Annotated in this window: 18 protein-coding genes and 2 tRNA genes; 16 read left to right on the top strand and 4 right to left on the bottom strand. The window is 32.8% G+C overall.

The window, feature by feature from the left end; all coding sequences use genetic code 11:
- Positions 1-46: 46 nt before the first annotated feature.
- From Q0770_RS12080 to Q0770_RS12060, 5 genes are all read left to right on the top strand, one after another.
- The gene (locus Q0770_RS12080) at positions 47-235 is read left to right on the top strand and encodes a hypothetical protein (RefSeq protein WP_299117309.1); all 189 of its coding nucleotides are present in this window, start codon (positions 47-49) and stop codon (positions 233-235) included.
- A gap of 259 nt (positions 236-494) precedes the next feature.
- A complete protein-coding gene (locus tag Q0770_RS12075; protein WP_299117307.1) occupies positions 495-1,901 on the top strand; it encodes an MATE family efflux transporter in 1,407 nt (468 codons plus the stop codon).
- 40 nt (positions 1,902-1,941) lie between these two features.
- Positions 1,942-3,087 carry a PLP-dependent aspartate aminotransferase family protein gene (locus Q0770_RS12070; RefSeq protein ID WP_299117305.1) on the top strand — a complete coding sequence of 382 codons (1,146 nt, stop codon included), beginning with the start codon at positions 1,942-1,944 and terminating at the stop codon, positions 3,085-3,087.
- Positions 3,088-3,111: 24 nt separating this feature from the next.
- Entirely contained in the window at positions 3,112-3,828 is a 717-nt protein-coding gene (gene bshB1, locus Q0770_RS12065) for a bacillithiol biosynthesis deacetylase BshB1 (protein ID WP_299117303.1), read from the top strand.
- Positions 3,829-3,888: 60 nt separating this feature from the next.
- Positions 3,889-3,964, top strand: a tRNA-His gene (locus Q0770_RS12060).
- Between the two features lie 59 nt (positions 3,965-4,023).
- Here the strand turns inward: Q0770_RS12060 and Q0770_RS12055 are convergent.
- The 4 genes from Q0770_RS12055 to Q0770_RS12040 all read right to left on the bottom strand — a co-directional run bounded on the left by Q0770_RS12055 (position 4,024) and on the right by Q0770_RS12040 (position 7,900).
- Entirely contained in the window at positions 4,024-5,580 is a 1,557-nt protein-coding gene (locus Q0770_RS12055; protein ID WP_299117301.1) for a M28 family peptidase, read from the bottom strand.
- A gap of 117 nt (positions 5,581-5,697) precedes the next feature.
- On the bottom strand, positions 5,698-6,729 hold the full coding sequence (locus Q0770_RS12050) for a M28 family metallopeptidase (protein WP_299117299.1): 1,032 nt from the start codon (positions 6,727-6,729) through the stop codon (positions 5,698-5,700).
- A 57-nt stretch (positions 6,730-6,786) separates the two neighbouring features.
- Positions 6,787-7,116 (bottom strand): FUSC family protein, encoded by a 330-nt coding sequence (locus Q0770_RS12045; RefSeq protein ID WP_299117297.1) that lies wholly within the window; start codon positions 7,114-7,116, stop codon positions 6,787-6,789.
- Positions 7,117-7,120: 4 nt separating this feature from the next.
- A complete protein-coding gene (locus Q0770_RS12040; RefSeq protein ID WP_299117295.1) occupies positions 7,121-7,900 on the bottom strand; it encodes a DUF3108 domain-containing protein in 780 nt (259 codons plus the stop codon).
- Between the two features lie 200 nt (positions 7,901-8,100).
- Here Q0770_RS12040 and Q0770_RS12035 point away from each other — a divergent pair.
- The 11 genes from Q0770_RS12035 (at position 8,101) to Q0770_RS11985 (ending at position 17,485) form a co-directional block, all read left to right on the top strand.
- A tRNA-Ser gene (locus Q0770_RS12035) sits at positions 8,101-8,188 on the top strand.
- 235 nt (positions 8,189-8,423) lie between these two features.
- Positions 8,424-9,674 (top strand): site-specific integrase, encoded by a 1,251-nt coding sequence (locus tag Q0770_RS12030; protein WP_299117293.1) that lies wholly within the window; start codon positions 8,424-8,426, stop codon positions 9,672-9,674.
- Between the two features lie 196 nt (positions 9,675-9,870).
- The gene (locus Q0770_RS12025; protein WP_299117291.1) at positions 9,871-10,134 is read left to right on the top strand and encodes a helix-turn-helix domain-containing protein; all 264 of its coding nucleotides are present in this window, start codon (positions 9,871-9,873) and stop codon (positions 10,132-10,134) included.
- On the top strand, positions 10,134-11,321 hold the full coding sequence (locus Q0770_RS12020) for a hypothetical protein (RefSeq protein ID WP_299117289.1): 1,188 nt from the start codon (positions 10,134-10,136) through the stop codon (positions 11,319-11,321). Before Q0770_RS12025 ends, Q0770_RS12020 begins: the two co-directional genes overlap by 1 nt.
- Before the next feature lie 61 nt (positions 11,322-11,382).
- The gene (locus tag Q0770_RS12015) at positions 11,383-11,619 is read left to right on the top strand and encodes a hypothetical protein (RefSeq protein WP_299117287.1); all 237 of its coding nucleotides are present in this window, start codon (positions 11,383-11,385) and stop codon (positions 11,617-11,619) included.
- Positions 11,620-11,669: 50 nt separating this feature from the next.
- A complete protein-coding gene (locus Q0770_RS12010) occupies positions 11,670-11,987 on the top strand; it encodes a DUF6660 family protein (RefSeq protein WP_299117285.1) in 318 nt (105 codons plus the stop codon).
- A 49-nt stretch (positions 11,988-12,036) separates the two neighbouring features.
- Positions 12,037-14,223 carry a TonB-dependent receptor gene (locus Q0770_RS12005; RefSeq protein WP_299117283.1) on the top strand — a complete coding sequence of 729 codons (2,187 nt, stop codon included), beginning with the start codon at positions 12,037-12,039 and terminating at the stop codon, positions 14,221-14,223.
- A gap of 2 nt (positions 14,224-14,225) precedes the next feature.
- Positions 14,226-14,639, top strand: coding sequence for a Fur family transcriptional regulator (locus Q0770_RS12000; RefSeq protein WP_118386909.1), 414 nt, complete (start codon positions 14,226-14,228; stop codon positions 14,637-14,639).
- A gap of 56 nt (positions 14,640-14,695) precedes the next feature.
- On the top strand, positions 14,696-15,058 hold the full coding sequence (locus Q0770_RS11995) for a DUF3703 domain-containing protein (RefSeq protein WP_299117277.1): 363 nt from the start codon (positions 14,696-14,698) through the stop codon (positions 15,056-15,058).
- Positions 15,055-17,010, top strand: a complete 1,956-nt coding sequence (locus tag Q0770_RS11990; protein WP_299117275.1) for a heavy metal translocating P-type ATPase — start codon at positions 15,055-15,057, stop codon at positions 17,008-17,010. Before Q0770_RS11995 ends, Q0770_RS11990 begins: the two co-directional genes overlap by 4 nt.
- A 61-nt stretch (positions 17,011-17,071) precedes the next feature.
- Positions 17,072-17,485, top strand: coding sequence for a hypothetical protein (locus Q0770_RS11985; protein WP_299117273.1), 414 nt, complete (start codon positions 17,072-17,074; stop codon positions 17,483-17,485).
- The last annotated feature ends 28 nt before the right edge of the window (positions 17,486-17,513 follow it).

Below are 17,513 nucleotides of genomic sequence, written 5' to 3'. Positions count from 1 at the left end.
TAAAATTCATTTTTATTAACTTGTTGACATAAAACCAACTCATTAAATGAATAACTTCAAAAAGTTAGGCACTGCAAATTTCTTAATGCTAGTCTTATGTGCAGTCATAATTATTGTCGCAGAATACTTATTCTTAACTGGTGATAGATTGCACGGTATCTTTGTAGGGCTTTGGGCTCCAACGTTACTAGGTGTAATGATTTACCTTAAAATCTTAAACAATGGAGGCAGATGATATCGTATTTTGGTTCTCTATTGTAGTCTCTGCATTAGTAGCGCTTTGGGCAGTTCTTATCATTAGAGCTTATAATAATATTGGAAAAAGAAATTAGTAATTACTTATTACATTTCTTTTAATTCAAAAATAATGTGCATATTTGCCATTATGATTGCATAAGTTAAACATTCAGGGAAAATCATCGCTTCTTCATGCGATGTCTTTTTGTCAAGTAAAAATATTACTTGATGTATTTTATATTAAACTTATTTCAACTATGCAATCAAATAAAATCTCAATAAAACAATTTTTAAAATATTTTAAAATCGCTGTTTCTGGTAAGGAACAAGAATTTACTTCTGGTAGTATCCGAAGAGCCGTCTTTATGTTATCCATTCCAATGATATTGGAAATGCTCATGGAATCTATTTTTGCTATCGTAGATATTTTTTACGTCTCTCAAGTTAGTGTTAATGCTGTAGCTACTATTGGTCTTACAGAATCTGTTATTACTCTTGTATATGCTGTAGCAATTGGTCTTAGTATGGCTGCTACTGCTATAGTGGCAAGACGAATTGGTGAAAAAGATAATGAAGGTGCTTCTCAAGCTGCAGTACAAGTCATATTCTTAGGTGTTATAGTCGCTGCTTTTATTAGTGTCATAGGAATTATATATCCTAAAGAGATTCTTGGCCTTATGGGCGGAGAAGCAGACCTCATAGAAGAGGGTTATGGTTACACACAAATACTTTTAGGAGGTAACGTAACAATTATGTTACTCTTTTTAATCAATGCCATTTTTAGAGGCGCAGGAGATGCTTCAGTAGCTATGTGGGCTTTAATTGTATCCAATGGTTTAAATATTATTTTAGATCCCATATTTATTTTTGGATTTGGACCAATTCCTGCTTATAGTGTACAAGGCGCTGCAATAGCTACGACAATTGGTAGAGGTACGGCAGTTATATTTCAATTAGTTGTACTGTTTTACGGATGGAGTCGAATAAAAGTTAGTTTTAGAGACCTAGTCATAAGAGTGGCTGTTATGGTTAACCTTATTAAAGTTTCTCTAGGAGGTATTGGACAATTCTTAATAGGAACATCGTCATGGGTTATTTTAATGCGTATTATGAGCGAATTTGGTAGTGAAGTATTAGCAGGTTACACAATAGCTATTCGTGTTATGATGTTTACACTAATGCCAGCATGGGGAATGAGTAATGCAGCAGCAACATTAGTTGGTCAGAATTTAGGTGCAAAGAAACCTGACCGTGCAGAACAATCTGTATGGAAAACCGGAAAGTATAGTGCTGTTTTTATGGGTATAGTTTCTGTTATTTATTTATTATTCGCACCACAAATTGTTGGATTATTTTCTCAAGAAGCTGAGGTGGTTAAAAATGGCGCTCTTTGTCTTAGAATTATTGCAGCTGGTTATATTTTCTATGGCTATGGTATGGTAGTCATTAATGCCTTTAACGGAGCAGGAGATACGAAAACACCAACTTGGATTAACTTTATATGTTTTTGGTTATTTCAATTACCATTTGCTTACCTCATGGCGTTGACATTTGATTTTGGACCATTAGGTGTATTTTTAGCAATAACTTTAGCTGAGGTTCTCATCGTAGTTTTAGGTATTGTTTGGTTCAAAAAAGGATATTGGAAATCAGTAAAAGTATAACACACTTTTCATTACTTTTATAGTAATAAAAATACACATTATGTCAAAAGATAAATTAGGTGTAAATACTATATGCACGCATATTGGTGAAATTAAAGATGAGCAGTTTAAAGGTGCTGTCTCTCCAATGTATTTGAGTTCATCGTATGAATTTTTGGATGTGGATGTAAAGCGGTATCCTCGATATTTTAATACGCCAAACCAAGAGTATTTATCAAAAAAAATTGCAGCATTAGAAGGTACAGAAGCTGCTATGATATTTGGGTCAGGTATGGCTGCAATTAGCCATATGTTTTTGGCTTTTTTAAGTAAAGGTGATCATTTAGTCGTACAGAATACGCTCTATGGAGGTACAGTTAATTTTATAAAAGAAGAATTCCCAAAATATGGTATAGAATATACCTTTACTAATGGTTATAAGGTTGAAGATTTTGAAGCTGCTATTCAGTCAAATACAAGGCTGATACATATTGAAACGCCTTCAAACCCATTACTTACAATAACTAATATTAAGACTATTACTGAGTTGGCAAAGTCAAAAGGCATATTAACTTCTATTGATAATACGTTTGCATCACCTGTAAATCAAAACCCAATTGAGTATGGTGTTGATATGATAATGCATTCGGCCACCAAGTATTTTGGAGGTCATAGCGATATTTGTGCAGGAGCTGTGGCAAGTTCTAATGAGCATATAGAGCGTATATGGAATGTCTCAAAGAATTTAGGAGGCAGCCTAAGCGATATGACGGTTTGGATGTTAGAGCGCAGTATGAAAACTTTAGGATTACGAGTTAAAGCACAAACAAAAAACGCTTTAAAAATTGCCAAATGGTTAAACAAACATCCAAAAGTTTCGAAGGTTTATTACCCAGGTTTAAAATCTCATCCTGAGCATAAATTAGCGAAAGTCCAAATGAAAGGTTTTGGTGCTATGTTATCTTTTGAACTAGATGAAAGTTTAGATTCTGAGAGATTTCAGAGAGCATTAAAATTGATAAAATCGTCTATGAGTTTAGCAGGAATAGAGAGTACAGTTGTTTCTCCTCATTTGACTTCACATGCATTATTAACTCAAGAAGAGCGTAAAGCGGTAGGTATAAGTGACCAATTGATTCGTTTTTCTGTTGGAATAGAAGACCTTAAAGATTTAAAGAAAGATATTGAACAAGCTATGGAAGCATAGTTGATGATGTTTTAAAATATTATGATGAAATTAGATATATTAGCCATAGGTGCACATCCTGATGATGTAGAGTTGGGTTGTGGAGGAACAGTTGCCAAAGAAGTTGCCAATGGAAAAAAAGTAGGCATTCTTGATCTAACTCGTGGAGAGTTAGGCACACGAGGAACAGCAGAAACCAGAGATCAAGAAGCTGCTGATGCTGCAAAAATATTAGGTGTAGTAGTTAGAGAAAATGTAGCTTTTGCAGATGGCTTTTTTATTAATGATAAGGCACATCAATTAGAAGTTATTAAAATGATTAGAAAGTATCAGCCAGAAATTGTGCTTTGTAATGCAATTGATGATAGACATATAGATCATGGAAAAGGAAGTGAACTGGTTAGTGATGCTTGTTTTTTAAGTGGTTTAATTAAGATTGAAACTTCGGTTAATGGTGAGAGTCAATCACCATGGCGACCTAAAGGGGTTTATCATTATATTCAATGGAAAGATTTAAAGCCTGATGTTGTAGTTGATATAACGGGTTTTATGGAACAAAAAATGACATCTGTATTTGCTTATAAAACACAGTTTTATAACCCGGATAGTAAAGAGCCAGAAACGCCAATATCTAGTAAGAATTTTTCCGATAGTATTGAGTATCGCGCAAGAAACACTGGACGCATGGTAGGAGTAGAATACGCTGAAGGTTATACAGTTGAGCGTTACCCTGCTGTGGAAAGCTTATTTGATTTAAAATAAGTTAAAAAAAGCCTTTGCAGAAAATGGGAAATAATTTACATTTGCAGTCCTAATTAAAATGGTGGTTGTAGCTCAGTTGGTTAGAGCGCCGGTTTGTGGTACCGGAGGTCGCCGGTTCGAGACCGGTCTTCCACCCAAAATAAAAAGCCTTTCATATAATGAAAGGCTTTTTTTGTTTCTATAACATTGCGAATATTATTCAGCTTTATCTGCCACAATACGTTTATCTCTATTGGTAACTTCCCAAGCTGTATAAAAAACTAAGCGGGCTCTGTTTTCCAATAAATCATATTCAATTTTATCCGGTGTATCACTTGGTTTGTGATAATCTGCGTGAGTTCCGTTGAAATAGAAAATTACTGGAACATTGTTTTTAGCAAAATTATAATGATCAGAACGGTAATAATAACGGTTAGGGTCATTTTCGTCATTGTATGTGTAATCTAATTCTATGTTAGTATACTTTTTATTGACTTCTTCAGATAGCTCATGCAACTCAGTACTTAATTTGTCACTACCAATAAGGTAAACATAGTTACGGTCACCTTCCTCTCGTTTAGGGTCAATTCTACCTATCATATCTATATTTAAATCAGCAACAGTATTCTCAAGAGGGAAAATAGGATCCATATCTGTGTAATATCGTGACCCTAAAAGGCCTTTTTCTTCACCAGTAACATGTAAAAACAATATAGAACGCTTAGGTGAGTGTCCGTTTTTTACTGCTTCTTGAAAAGCTTCAGCAATTTCTAAAATGGCTACAGTACCAGAGCCATCATCATCTGCACCGTTATATACTTGACCGTTTTTAATACCTTCATGATCCAAATGTGCAGATATAACTAATATTTCATCAGGTTTTTCCGAACCTTTTATAAAAGCCACAACATTTTCCGACATGATGTCTTCAGTTTTTCTTTCGGCCTTTAATGTTAAATCAGTGTTTAAAACTTTTGCTGAACCATCTTCAGATATTGACCCATGTAAAGCCTTAGCTAAGTTTTCTTCAATCATAAGAAAAGCAAAATCATCACTTTTTGTCTTTAAAGATAGTCTTCCAGAAATTCCTCTTTTGTAGAAAGGTGCATATCTAGAAAATAAATTACCATCAAAATATAATATAGCTTTTGCGCCATTATCTTTTGCAGCTTCTCTTTTACTAGATAAAGATTGACGACCATTTGTCCATTTTGTATTTTCTGTTGTTCCAGAGGTTATGTAGTTTCCGCTAGCATCTTTAGGTTCACCTGCTTTTGCTAAAACAATTTTTCCTTTAACATCAATATCTTTATAATCTGAATAATTTTCTGCATCAATACCATGACCTACATAAACGATTTCTGATGTTTTTAAGTCTAAGCTTTTTGAGATTGCTAAGACAATATGATTAGTGTAAGCATCGTAAGACGTTCCGTTAACCATAATTTCTGCTTCAGCTACTTTTTGTTTTTGAAGTGGAACTTCTTGAAAATAATCATCACCACTATAAGGTGATGAAATTCCCATGGACATATATTGACTCTTCAAATATTCAACAGCCATTTTTTGACCTTTTTCTCCAGTATTTCTTCCTTCAAATTCATCAGAAGCATATTTGTACAATAAGGTTTTAAGCTCTTCTTGAGTTATCGTTTTTGCATAGTCTGCAGGATTCGCAACACTTTTACTTGAAGTTTTTGAGCTATTACCTTTTCCACCACCACAAGCAAATAAGATGGTAGATAAACATATGATAGGAATTAATCTTTTCATTATATAATTGAATTTTGTTTTTGGTTAATTATGGATTGTATTTAGTCTTGGGTTTAAAAATAACCAAATATTGAGGAGTAAAAATACAAATCAATGTTTGATTAACATACTTTAACATCAAAGCACTTCTTTTACAGGTGGATTATCAGAATTTGCCACATACCAAGCTGTTGCAAAAATTAACTGAGCTCTTTTCTGAAGAATTTTATAATTGATTTTATCTACAGTATCAGTTGGCTTGTGATAATCTTCATGCTCGCCATTAAAAAAGAAAATTACAGGTACGTTTTTTAGTGCAAAATTGTAATGATCAGAACGGCTATAGTATCTGTTAGAGTCGTTTAAAGCATTGTATTTATAATCGAGTTCTAGATGTGTAAACTCTTCATTGGCTTTACGGACTATAAAATCTAACTCTGTACTAATACGGTCAGAACCTATTAAATAAATATACTCTTCATTGCCTACATGCCTTTTGTCGACACGACCAATCATATCTGTATTTAAATTTGCCACAGTATTTTCTAACGGAAAAGCTGGGTTTTCAGTATAAAAAAGAGAGCCATAAAGGCCGTATTCTTCAGCGGTTAAATGTAAAAAAACGATACTTCGTCTTGGCCTGTGTCCATTTTCAGCTGCTAATTGAAAAGCTTGTGCAATCTCCATAATTGCAGATGTGCCGGAAGCATTATCATCAGCGCCATTGTGTATTTTACCATCGATTACACCCATATGGTCTGAGTGCGCAGAAATCACTAAAACTTCTTCTGGGAATTCTGAACCTTCTATATAAGCAACCACATTTTGTGAGGTTCTTAGTTCTTCTGGTAAATATGATTCTGGTATAGTTTGAAAATAATCAGGATACGTCTTCGGTGCTTTTATTTGTAGTGAATCGTAATACTTACGGATATAATCACAAACCTCATTATGCCCATCAGCACCAGCTCTACGACCAGCATACTTATCTGAAGCAATTTCGTTAAGGTGGATTTTTAAGTCTTCAGTAGTAATTGTATTTAGATACGTTTCTACAGGAGCTTTTTCAGAATAAGATATTGAGTTTTTTAAATCATCAACTTTTTCACTGTGTCGTTGATTAGAACATGTACCAACTAAAAGTAGCAGGGGAACAACTAATATCTTCATTTATACTAAATTATTGAAGCTCAAAAATAAAGGAAAAATTAGAATTGAATAAAAAATCTAGTCATCTATTTCTAGATCTTCTAATTCTTTTATGGCCTCATCTTCAGAAGATTCATCTAATTTCTCGAGCTCTTCAGTATTACCAACTTTAGCTTCTTGGAATATGCTCTTATAAATTACAAGCGACAGTGAAATAATAGATAGTAAGAAAACATATTGTATTGCCTTAGTCTTTAGCTGTTTTTTCTTTGCTAAGTAGAGTAATGTTATACCACATATAAAAGCTATAATAATTGGAAATATGGCTATTTTGTATAGCGGTGTTACTGATAATACCACGCCTAATATAGCAGAAATGAATCCTAGAATTATAAGTAGTTTCTTCATGATATTAGTTTTTTAAACCTGTAGCAGACTTTATTTTTAACTCACCATTGCCTACAGGGATTTTAAATTTAGCTAGTACAGGAACTTTATTTGCATCTGCCGTTAGCCATATAACATTAGCGTTATTTCCTTTAAGCAAATCAGAACCCCTAAGACTTATAGCTATTTTATAGCATTCTTTACGCCCAATATTTGATGAAATGGTTTCTTTTCCTAAATATTTAAATACCACTGTAGATTCTTCATTATCAAACAATACTTTGAAGCTAGAAGAATCTCCAACGTTAGCTTTATTAATATCTAAGTTACGCAATGTATATAGTGTAGCTACCAAATCTTTTGTTGAGCTACTGACATTTAAGGTTTTCTTTTCTTCCCATATTGTACCATCGCCACGACGCTTCTTTTTTATACTCTCAACTGATTTTGATTTACGTCTGTATTTGTATTGCATAAATTTGTAATAGCCACCTTCATTAATATCACGTTTATATAAATAAGGAGTTAAACTGGTTGGGCTAACATAGCTCTCGTATAAATCTCTAACCTTAAAGAAACTATCGAAATTGCTAAATGTTGTGGCTCTACATTTTAAACGCATCAAAGTGCTTTTTGAAGTACTTACTTTACTGGTTTCCATTGTTACTTGTGCAATGTCAGTAAGTAAACCAGACATATTATATGATGCTGTAAATACTAACTTCTCTCCAAAGCCAATGGTTTTGTTTTGTGCAGAGAGTAAAACTCCAGTTAAAAGAATAAACGTAAGTGATAGTCGTTTCATTGATTAAAGTTTTTTTAATAACGAAGTATTAAACATTTATTGTGCCGAAAATACAATGGATTATTAAAATTGAACACTTTTTGTTGAATAATTAGACTTCATAGTTATTATTTTAAATAAATAGAAAAAAGCCTTGGCAAAAGCAAAAAAGGATTTTATATTTGCATCCGCATTTAGGGAATACCTAATGAGACACTCAAGGAGAAATGGCAGAGTGGTCGAATGCACCAGTCTTGAAAACTGGCGAGGGTCACACCTCCGGGGGTTCGAATCCCTCTTTCTCCGCCAAGATTTATTCAAAATCGACTAAAGTCCTGTAAACTCAATGTTTATGGGACTTTTTATTTTACCCAAAACATCAAAATATGTATTAAAAACCATTCTGTTGGTGACCTATTAGGTGACCTTTTTTAAACCTTAATTAGGTCACCTAATTGTTTATAACTGTTTATAAATCAGCGCAATATATCAATTAAAAGACCTCGAAATTTTGTAAATTAATGTATAATTAAAGGTCACCAGAATGAACAAAACATTTGGATTATTATTCTACTTAAAAAAGAGTAAAGTAGATGCACAGGGCAAATGCCCTATTTACCTACGTATTACCATAGATGGTAAGCGTACAGAGATTAGTACAAAACGTACCATTGAGATTGAGAAATGGAGCGTTGAAGCCAATAAAGCTATTGGAAGAACCGAAGATATACGAGAGCTAAATGCTTATTTAGATTCACTTACTACAAAAGTATATCAAAGCCAAAGAGACTTAATACAAGATAACAAAGAGGTTACAACAGAAACCCTAAAAAACAAGTTTTTAGGTGTTGAGGAAAAGCAAAGAACACTTATAACCATCTTTAAAAATCACAACAAGCAAGTTGAAAAGTTATTAGGTAGAGAGTTTTCAGCAGGAACTTTAGAGCGTTATAAAACAGTATGTAAGCATCTGCAAGAGTTTATGCAACATCAATACAATGTAAGCGATATACCTGTAAACAAAATAGACCACAAGTATATTACAGATTTTGAGTTCTATTTAAAAACCGTTAGAAACTGCGGACATAACAGTACTATAAAGTATATCAAGAACTTTAAAAAGATAGTGCGTATTGCAATAGCCAATGATTGGATTAAAAAAGACCCATTTCTAAATTATAAAGTGCGTTTAAAAGAAGTAGAACGTCAATATCTTTCAGAAGAAGAAATACAAACAATGCTCGAAAAAGAATTACACACCAATAGATTAGAGCAAGTAAGAGACATTTTTATATTCTGTTGCTTTACAGGTTTAGCATATAGCGACGTTAAGAAGCTCTCAAAAGACAATTTGGTATTTGGTATTGATGGCGATAAGTGGATAAAGACAAAGCGTACTAAAACCGATACACGCAGTAACATTCCACTACTTCCAACCGCATTAGAGATTATAAAAAAATACGAGAACCATCCAGAAGCAGTAACAAAGGGCGTTTTGCTTCCTGTATTAAGCAATCAAAAGTCTAATGCCTATTTAAAAGAGATAGCAGACTTGTGTGGTATCAATAAAAACTTAACCACCCATTTAGCTCGTCATACGTTTGCAACTACTGTAACATTGTCTAATGGTGTGCCAATGGAATCAGTAAGTAAAATGTTGGGTCATAAGTCACTAAAAACGACACAACACTATGCTAAAATATTGGATAGAAAAGTGAGTGATGATATGGCAATTTTAAAACAAAAGTTTGCAGATAAAACAACTATTGACGCTTCCAAGAGAATAGCCAATTAACACTTACGCACAATAGCGTTAAACAAATTTCTTAAAATTGCTCAAAACCCTTGTTAATTCAAGGGTTTATGCTTTTAAAAAGGTATGTTTTTTGTTTATAACTGTTAATAAGTTTGTTTTATGTAAAGGTCAAAATATCGTAAATTAACGTAATATAAATCAGGTGTTTACACCTTTTAATACGTTTTAATACAGAATGACATTTGAAGTAATTACAAAGGATGATTTAAAGACTCTTAAACAGGAAATCATCACAGAACTGAAGACAATTTTAGGAAGCCAAACAGAGCAAAAAAAGTGGTTAAAATCAGCAGACGTACGTGAGCTATTAAATATCTCACCAGGTACGTTGCAGAATTTACGAATCAATGGTACGCTACCCTTTACCAAAATGGGTAAAACAATGTACTATGAGTATGATGATGTAATCAGAATTTTAACCCAAAACAAGAGTGCTTAATGAGAATATACATACCCGAAAACTTGGATATATTTGAGTTAACGCACAATAATCCACCAAGTTTTAAACCTTATAAGTTAGATAAGCTATGTTATATCCTGCATTTAATAAATGCTATTCCCTTAATGGATAAGAATATTCAGGGCGAAGATTTTGTGCCTATCAATGCAAAAAAATTGCAGGATAAAATACAGAACTATAAAAAGTATCTCAACTATTTAGAAAGCGATTTGCAAATTATTGAGTCCGATAATCATTATGTGGTTGGTGAAAAATCAAAAGGATTTCGATTTATTGAGCAATACAGAACACCTGTAAAATCAATGCAGGTTGAAGACTTTACTTTTAGAAACAAATTAAAAGCACATAAAAATCGCAAAATAGAGTCGGTTAAACATCTTGGCTTTTTAACAAAGTGGTTTAATGATAAGCTACGAATTGATTATGATTACATAAATGAATTTTTAGTTGAAGAGCATAATTTAAAAATAAAAGATAAAGCACTTTGGGATTACGACAGAGTGCGAAAAAAATACAAGCATCCAACAAATCAAATGGTACACGCTCAAATGAGCGCACAGAGGTTAAAATGGCAAGATTATAATTTAATGTTGGATGATAATGTATATCGCTTTCATACCAACTTAACCAATATGCCAAGTCGAATTAGAAATGGTGTTACGTATGATGGCCAAAAATTAATTTCATTGGACATTAAAAATAGCCAACCTTATTTAAGCACTATTTTGTTGAGTCGTGATTTTTGGATAGTGCAAAAATTTGAGCCAAATAAGAACAACTCATTGTCGATTGCTTTTGATGAACCGCAGAGTCGCTATTTTTCTTCTTTTAATCAAATAAATAAGGTTTTCAATGAAATAAAGTGTGATACATTAAATATTTCACATATAAATATTCATAACAAAGATTCTTACATTATGTTAGGAGAAATCCCCCAATCCCTTATAAATAATGAGTTTCAGAACTATATTGATTTAGTAGTGTCTGGGAAGTTATATGAGTATTTAGAAGATGCATTCTTACAGGAATTGGGTATTGAATTAAAAGACCGTAAAGAAGTAAAAGCGGCAGTTTTTCAAGTATTGTTTACATCCAACCAATTTAAGGGGCAAGCAGAAGCAGCACCCAAAAGGTTATTTGAGCAAAAGTTTAAAGCGGTATATTAAAATAAAAAGTAAGGACAAATCTCTACTTCCAAGATTATTGCAGAGCATAGAGAGTCATTTAATGATTAACGTCATAGCAAAGCGTGTTTCAGAAGAATATCCATTAGCACCTATATACACTATTCACGATAGCATATCTACTACTGCAGAATATGTAGATGCAGTTGAACAGATTATGATGGAAGAGTTAACCAAAGCTATTGGTGACCCACCAACAATAAAACAAGAGGTATGGTGTAAAAGCAATATGGCAAAACATCTTGAAACTATAAAAGAGAAAGCTAAAGTTGTGGCTTAAATAAAATAATTGCACAACCATTGCATTGTTAAATTTTTATCTTTGTAATTGTGAAATTTGTAACAGTCATATTATCATTTATAATACTATTGCTTTCAGCGAAGCCTTGTTCTGATGGTCAAAACATAGAAGACCAGCATCAAGACGAAATAAGTGTTAACCACAACCATCAAGAAGATAGTGACGATTCTTGTCCTGTAACTTGTATTTGCAATTGTTGCGGTATGACAATTACTTACGAACCAATCAAGAAATTTGATTTCAAACTCAATATTGAAATTTCAACGGAGTTAATTTCTACATATCAACCTATTTATAGATTTAATTTTCTTTCTAACATTTGGCAACCGCCACAAGTAATAAGCTAAAACAACACGATTTTAAATCAATTATTTAGTTAATTACAATTATAATTCAATGAATAAATATTTATTGAGCATAAAGCTCATATTAATACTTTGCCTATCATTACAGGCACAAACAACTGACATACAAATAAAAGTCATCACAGAGGTTGAAAACGAGCCTTTAATGGGTGCTACGGTTTACTTTGAAGCATTAGAAAAAGGTGCTGTAACTAATTTTGATGGTGTTGCAGAATTTACAGAAGTACCAGACGGTCAGCATCAAATAATAATTTCCTTTTTAGGTTTTGAAACATTTGAGACAACAATTCAAATTCCAAGTAATAATGAATTAGTGTTTAAACTAAAAGAGGGTGGTAATCAATTAGATGCTGTAGTACTGCAATCTACAAGAAGCACAAGAACAGTACGCAAAATACCTACACGTATCGAGTTTATTGGTGCAGAGGAATTAGGTGAAAAAGCAATAATGAACCCTACTAATATTTCTATGGTGCTTCGTGAAAGTACAGGAATACAGATGCAACAAACGTCTTTAAGTAGTGGGAGTACTAATATTCGTATTCAAGGATTGGATGGTAGGTACACGCAATTATTAAGAGATGGGTTTCCTCTTTATGGTGGATTTTCAAGTGGATTAAGTATTTTACAAATACCACCTTTAGACTTACAGCAATTTGAGATTATTAAAGGAAGTTCCTCTACACTTTACGGTGGAGGTGCTATTGCAGGATTGGTAAATATGGTATCTAAAACACCAGACGAAGAACCTGCTTTAGACATTATGCTTACGCAGACCCAAGCATTAGGAAGTACTGCTAATGTATTTTATAGCAAACGAAATGAAAAATTTGGTGTTTCACTTTATGGCTCTGGTCATTATCAAAAAGCATACGACCCAGAAGATGATGGCTTTAGCAACCTACCAAAAACAACATCAATTTCTTTTAATCCTAAACTGTTTTATTATCCATCAGATAAAACAACACTTTGGTTTGGATTAAACGGAACGTATGATGATAGAATTGGTGGAGATATTACCAAAATTGAAAGTGGAGAAAATGGCATTCATCAATATACTGAAGAAAACAATTCAAAACGATTAAGTAGTCAATTGGTGTATCAAACGCAATTAGATTCTGTTAGCTCATTAGAATTTAAAAATAGTGTCTCTTTTTTTGATAGGAATTTAACTGTTCCTAATTTCAATTTTGATGGTAAACAGGCTAATACCTTTACTGAAATTACATATAATAAAGCATCAGTAAAAACAGATTGGATAATTGGAGCTAATCTATATACCTCAAATTTTGATGAAAATGATAATGCACCATTACAGCGAGACCAAAAAGATGTGACTTTTGGCGCATTTGCAAATAATATCTACGATATTTCAGATAATTGGATATTGGAAACAGGATTAAGAGCAGATTACAATAACGATTTTGGATTCTTCCCATTACCAAGAATTTCATTACTCTATAAAAACAATAGTGGTTTTTCAAGTAGAATTGGTGGAGGTTTAGGGTATAAAATTCCAGATATTTTTACAGAAGAAGCAGAGTATATAAATTTCGAAAATGTTCTTGCAATAGATAAATCCACAGTAGATGCAGAACGTTCTTATGGTGTTAATTTCGATTTCAACTATCAAACACGTTTAACTGATGAGATTGGTTTTTCTGTAAATCAATTATTCTATGTTACAGCTATAAATGATGGATTACTTTTAAATACTACAGATAGCGGTTTGTTTGAGTTTGAGAATGCACCAGATGAAATCTTTAGCAAAGGAGCAGAAACAAATATTAAATTTACTTACAAAGACTTTAGATGGTTCTTAAACTATGCGCTTATTGATACCAAGTTAAACTATTTACCTGGTAATCCACAAAAGCCATTAACCGCAAAGCATAATGCAGGTAGTGTATTAATGTACGAATCAGATAAGTGGCGAATTGGTTATGAAACCTACTACACAGGAAAACAATTTTTATCAAACGGTACAGAAACTACAGATTTTGTTACTATGGGTTTGTTGCTAATGCGTAATTTTAAATTAGGTAGTGTATTTGTGAACTTTGAAAACTTTACAGATAGAAGACAAAGCAGATTTTCACCTTTGGTTTTACCACCACACGAGAATCCCGTATTTCCAGAGATTTATGCACCTACAGATGGCTTTATATTTAGTGTAGGGCTTATTATTAAACCATTCGGAAACGAAGACCACGATTAGTTATGGAAACAATAGAGCAATTATTAGAATCAAAAGATATTCGTATTACAGCAATGCGTTTGTTAATTTATAAGTTTCTTGCTGAAAAAGAAATTGCGGTAACATTAAGTGATATTGAAAATGCGTTTGAAAAAGCAGATAGAACTACACTTTACAGAACTATTAAAACTTTTGAAGAAAAGGATATTGTACATCAAATAGACGATGGTACAGGTATTACCAAATACGCTTTATGTGAACAAGGTTGTAGTTGTGATATAAAAACCGATTTACATTTACATTTCCATTGTAACAATTGCAATGAAACCATTTGCTTAACAGACCATAAAATACCTCAAATTAAAGTACCTGATGGTTTTGTTTCTGAAAATGTAAACTTGGTTGTAAAAGGTATATGTGATAAGTGTAGTGGATAACAAATGCACTTCCATTGCACTTACTATTAACTTACTTTTATCCAAAATTAGTGGATATGAAGTTTAATACTAAAATACCAAAACATCTTAAACAGGCTTATAACGAAGAATTAAAACTATACAGTTTATGTTTAGAAAATAAACAGTATGGTAATGCTTGGTATCATTTAGAGCGCAGTCATATAATAGGGCAATCTTACCCTATAGAACATACCTATTCACATTGGCTAATGCTAAAATTTGGGTTAAGACAAAAAGATACTAAAGAAGTATTCGGTCAAATTATTAGGTTACTTGTTGGTGGTTGGAAATCATTTATTGACCACGTTCCACTTGGCAATACAGGTGGTGCAAACGTACCACCACTAAAACATATGTCTATTCCAAGTGATATTGAAAAGCTATTAGAGAGTAAATGAAAAAAAAGAAAGTCAATTTAAGAGATTTAAAACCAAATTCAGAAGAACAACATTCTCACGATGATGGTCACAATCACGACCACGGAGATAGTAGTTCATTTAGAACCTATGTACCTGCAATCATAAGTTTTACAATGCTTATCATTGGAATAGGATTAGATTATTTTGATGTTTCTTTTTTTAAGGTTTGGATTCGTATTGCTTGGTACAGTATAGCATATCTATCTGTAGGTTTTCCTGTAGTAAAAGAGGGTTGGAATAGTATTAAAAAAGGTGATGTTTTTACAGAGTTCTTTTTGATGTCTATTGCTACAATTGGTGCGTTTATAATTGGTGAATATCCAGAGGGAGTTGCAGTTATGCTATTTTATGCAGTAGGTGAATTATTTCAAAATTCGGCAGTAAATAAAGCAAAAGGAAATATAAAAGCGTTATTAGATGTTAGACCGAAAGAAGCTAATGTTTATCGTGATGGTGATTATGTAAATGTTTCCCCAGATAATATAAATATTGGAGAGAAAATTCAAATTCGTGTAGGTGAAAAAAATCCTTTAGATGGAAAGTTGTTGTCATCAAAGGCATCATTAAATACATCAGCTTTAACAGGCGAAAGTAAACCAGATACTATTGTAAAAGATGAAAAAGTATTTGCAGGTAGTATTAATTTAGAAAGCGTTATTGAAGTTGAGGTAACCAACAAGTTTGAAGATAGTTCTATTGCGAGAATTTTAGACTTGGTTCAAAATGCGACAGCACGCAAATCTAAAACAGAATTATTTATTAGACAGTTTGCTCGTATCTACACACCAATTGTAGTGTTTTTAGCTATTGGTGTTACTTTTATACCTTACTTTTTTGTTGATGATTATGTATTTAGAGATTGGTTATACAGAGCATTAATTTTCTTGGTAATATCTTGTCCTTGTGCGTTGGTAATTTCAATTCCATTAGGATATTTCGGTGGATTGGGAGCGGCTTCAAAAAATGGAATTTTATTTAAAGGTGCTTCATTTTTAGATGCTATGACCAAGATAAATACATTGGTAATGGACAAAACAGGAACAGTTACCAAAGGTGTTTTTAAAATCAAAGAAGTAAAAGCAATCGGTTGGAATGAAACCGAATTTATGCAATACTTAATGGCGATGGAAGAACAATCCACGCATCCAATTGCTAAAGCAATTTTAGAGTATAAAGCAGAAGGAGAAGATTTTGAAGCTACCGAAGTATCTGAAATTGCAGGTAAAGGTTTAAGAGGGATTGTAAATAGTAAAACAGTTTTAGTAGGAAATAAAGCCTTAATGACTTCTAATAATATTGATGTTCCATCTGAAACGGAATCTATTGTAGAATCTATGGTTTTAGTTGCAATCGATAATCAATTTGCAGGTTATGTAGTCATAGCAGATGAATTAAAGGAAGATGCAAAAGAAACTATTACAGCATTACACAAAGTAGGCATTAAAAATATTATGATGCTTTCCGGTGATAAAGATTCCATCACGCAACAAGTCGCTAAAGAGTTGAATATCGAAAATGCTAAAGGTGGTTTACTACCAGAAGATAAATTAAACGAAGTTGAATCTTTAAAGAAGAATCCTGAAAATAAAGTAGCTTTTATAGGTGATGGTATTAACGATGCACCAGTTTTAGCAGCGAGTAATGTTGGTATTGCGATGGGTGGTTTAGGTAGTGATGTAGCTATTGAAACAGCAGATGTCATTATTCAAACAGACCAACCTTCAAAAGTCGTGAGAGCGATTAAAATAAGTCGTTCCACACGAAAAATCGTTTGGCAGAATATTATTTTAGCTTTTGGTGTTAAAGTCATTGTCTTGATATTAGGAGCAGGTGGTTTAGCCACAATGTGGGAAGCAGTTTTTGCAGATGTAGGTGTAGCATTATTAGCAATATTAAATGCAGTTAGACTACAACGAATGCGATGGAGTTAACCACTAAACTTCTGTTAAACAAAACCAACATTTGTTAAAATTTCGTAACTTCGCAATTAGTATGAAGAAGTTTTTCCATAAAATAATGTCTTTGTTAATGGCTTTCGTGGTGTTATTTTCTACGTTGTCATTTACTGTAAATATGCATTATTGTGGAGGTACTTTAGTAGAAACGGCTATTTTCCAAAAAGCTAAAGGTTGCGGTATGGAAATGGACAAGCCATCAACAGAAGGTTGTGCTATTACAAAGAAAAACTGTTGTGATGATGAACAATTAGCATTTGAAGGTCAAGACGAATTACAACTGCAATTTGATAAAATTACGTTTGAGCAACAGGTATTTATTGCTTCATTTGTTCATACCTATATTGACCTTTTCGAAGGTTTAGATAATAATGTATCTTCTTATGAAGAATACAAACCACCACTCGTCGTCAGGCAAATCTTCAAGATTGACGAGACTTATTTAATTTGATTTTTAAACAATAGACTGTGTTATCCTA

This window comes from uncultured Winogradskyella sp. (genome assembly GCF_947501905.1).
GTDB lineage: Bacteria > Bacteroidota > Bacteroidia > Flavobacteriales > Flavobacteriaceae > Winogradskyella.
This window is presented reverse-complemented; position numbering and strand designations above follow the sequence as displayed.

Bases quoted from the DNA above. Each gene is read 5' to 3' on its own strand.
- Q0770_RS12080 (WP_299117309.1), top strand. From the start codon at position 47: ATGAATAACTTCAAAAAGTTAGGCACTGCAAATTTCTTAATGCTAGTC.
- Q0770_RS12075 (WP_299117307.1), top strand. From the start codon at position 495: ATGCAATCAAATAAAATCTCAATAAAACAATTTTTAAAATATTTTAAA.
- Q0770_RS12070 (WP_299117305.1), top strand. From the start codon at position 1,942: ATGTCAAAAGATAAATTAGGTGTAAATACTATATGCACGCATATTGGT.
- bshB1 (WP_299117303.1), top strand. From the start codon at position 3,112: ATGAAATTAGATATATTAGCCATAGGTGCACATCCTGATGATGTAGAG.
- Q0770_RS12055 (WP_299117301.1), bottom strand. From the start codon at position 5,580: ATGAAAAGATTAATTCCTATCATATGTTTATCTACCATCTTATTTGCT.
- Q0770_RS12050 (WP_299117299.1), bottom strand. From the start codon at position 6,729: ATGAAGATATTAGTTGTTCCCCTGCTACTTTTAGTTGGTACATGTTCT.
- Q0770_RS12045 (WP_299117297.1), bottom strand. From the start codon at position 7,116: ATGAAGAAACTACTTATAATTCTAGGATTCATTTCTGCTATATTAGGC.
- Q0770_RS12040 (WP_299117295.1), bottom strand. From the start codon at position 7,900: ATGAAACGACTATCACTTACGTTTATTCTTTTAACTGGAGTTTTACTC.
- Q0770_RS12030 (WP_299117293.1), top strand. From the start codon at position 8,424: ATGAACAAAACATTTGGATTATTATTCTACTTAAAAAAGAGTAAAGTA.
- Q0770_RS12025 (WP_299117291.1), top strand. From the start codon at position 9,871: ATGACATTTGAAGTAATTACAAAGGATGATTTAAAGACTCTTAAACAG.
- Q0770_RS12020 (WP_299117289.1), top strand. From the start codon at position 10,134: ATGAGAATATACATACCCGAAAACTTGGATATATTTGAGTTAACGCAC.
- Q0770_RS12015 (WP_299117287.1), top strand. From the start codon at position 11,383: ATGATTAACGTCATAGCAAAGCGTGTTTCAGAAGAATATCCATTAGCA.
- Q0770_RS12005 (WP_299117283.1), top strand. From the start codon at position 12,037: ATGAATAAATATTTATTGAGCATAAAGCTCATATTAATACTTTGCCTA.
- Q0770_RS12000 (WP_118386909.1), top strand. From the start codon at position 14,226: ATGGAAACAATAGAGCAATTATTAGAATCAAAAGATATTCGTATTACA.
- Q0770_RS11995 (WP_299117277.1), top strand. From the start codon at position 14,696: ATGAAGTTTAATACTAAAATACCAAAACATCTTAAACAGGCTTATAAC.
- Q0770_RS11990 (WP_299117275.1), top strand. From the start codon at position 15,055: ATGAAAAAAAAGAAAGTCAATTTAAGAGATTTAAAACCAAATTCAGAA.
- Q0770_RS11985 (WP_299117273.1), top strand. From the start codon at position 17,072: ATGAAGAAGTTTTTCCATAAAATAATGTCTTTGTTAATGGCTTTCGTG.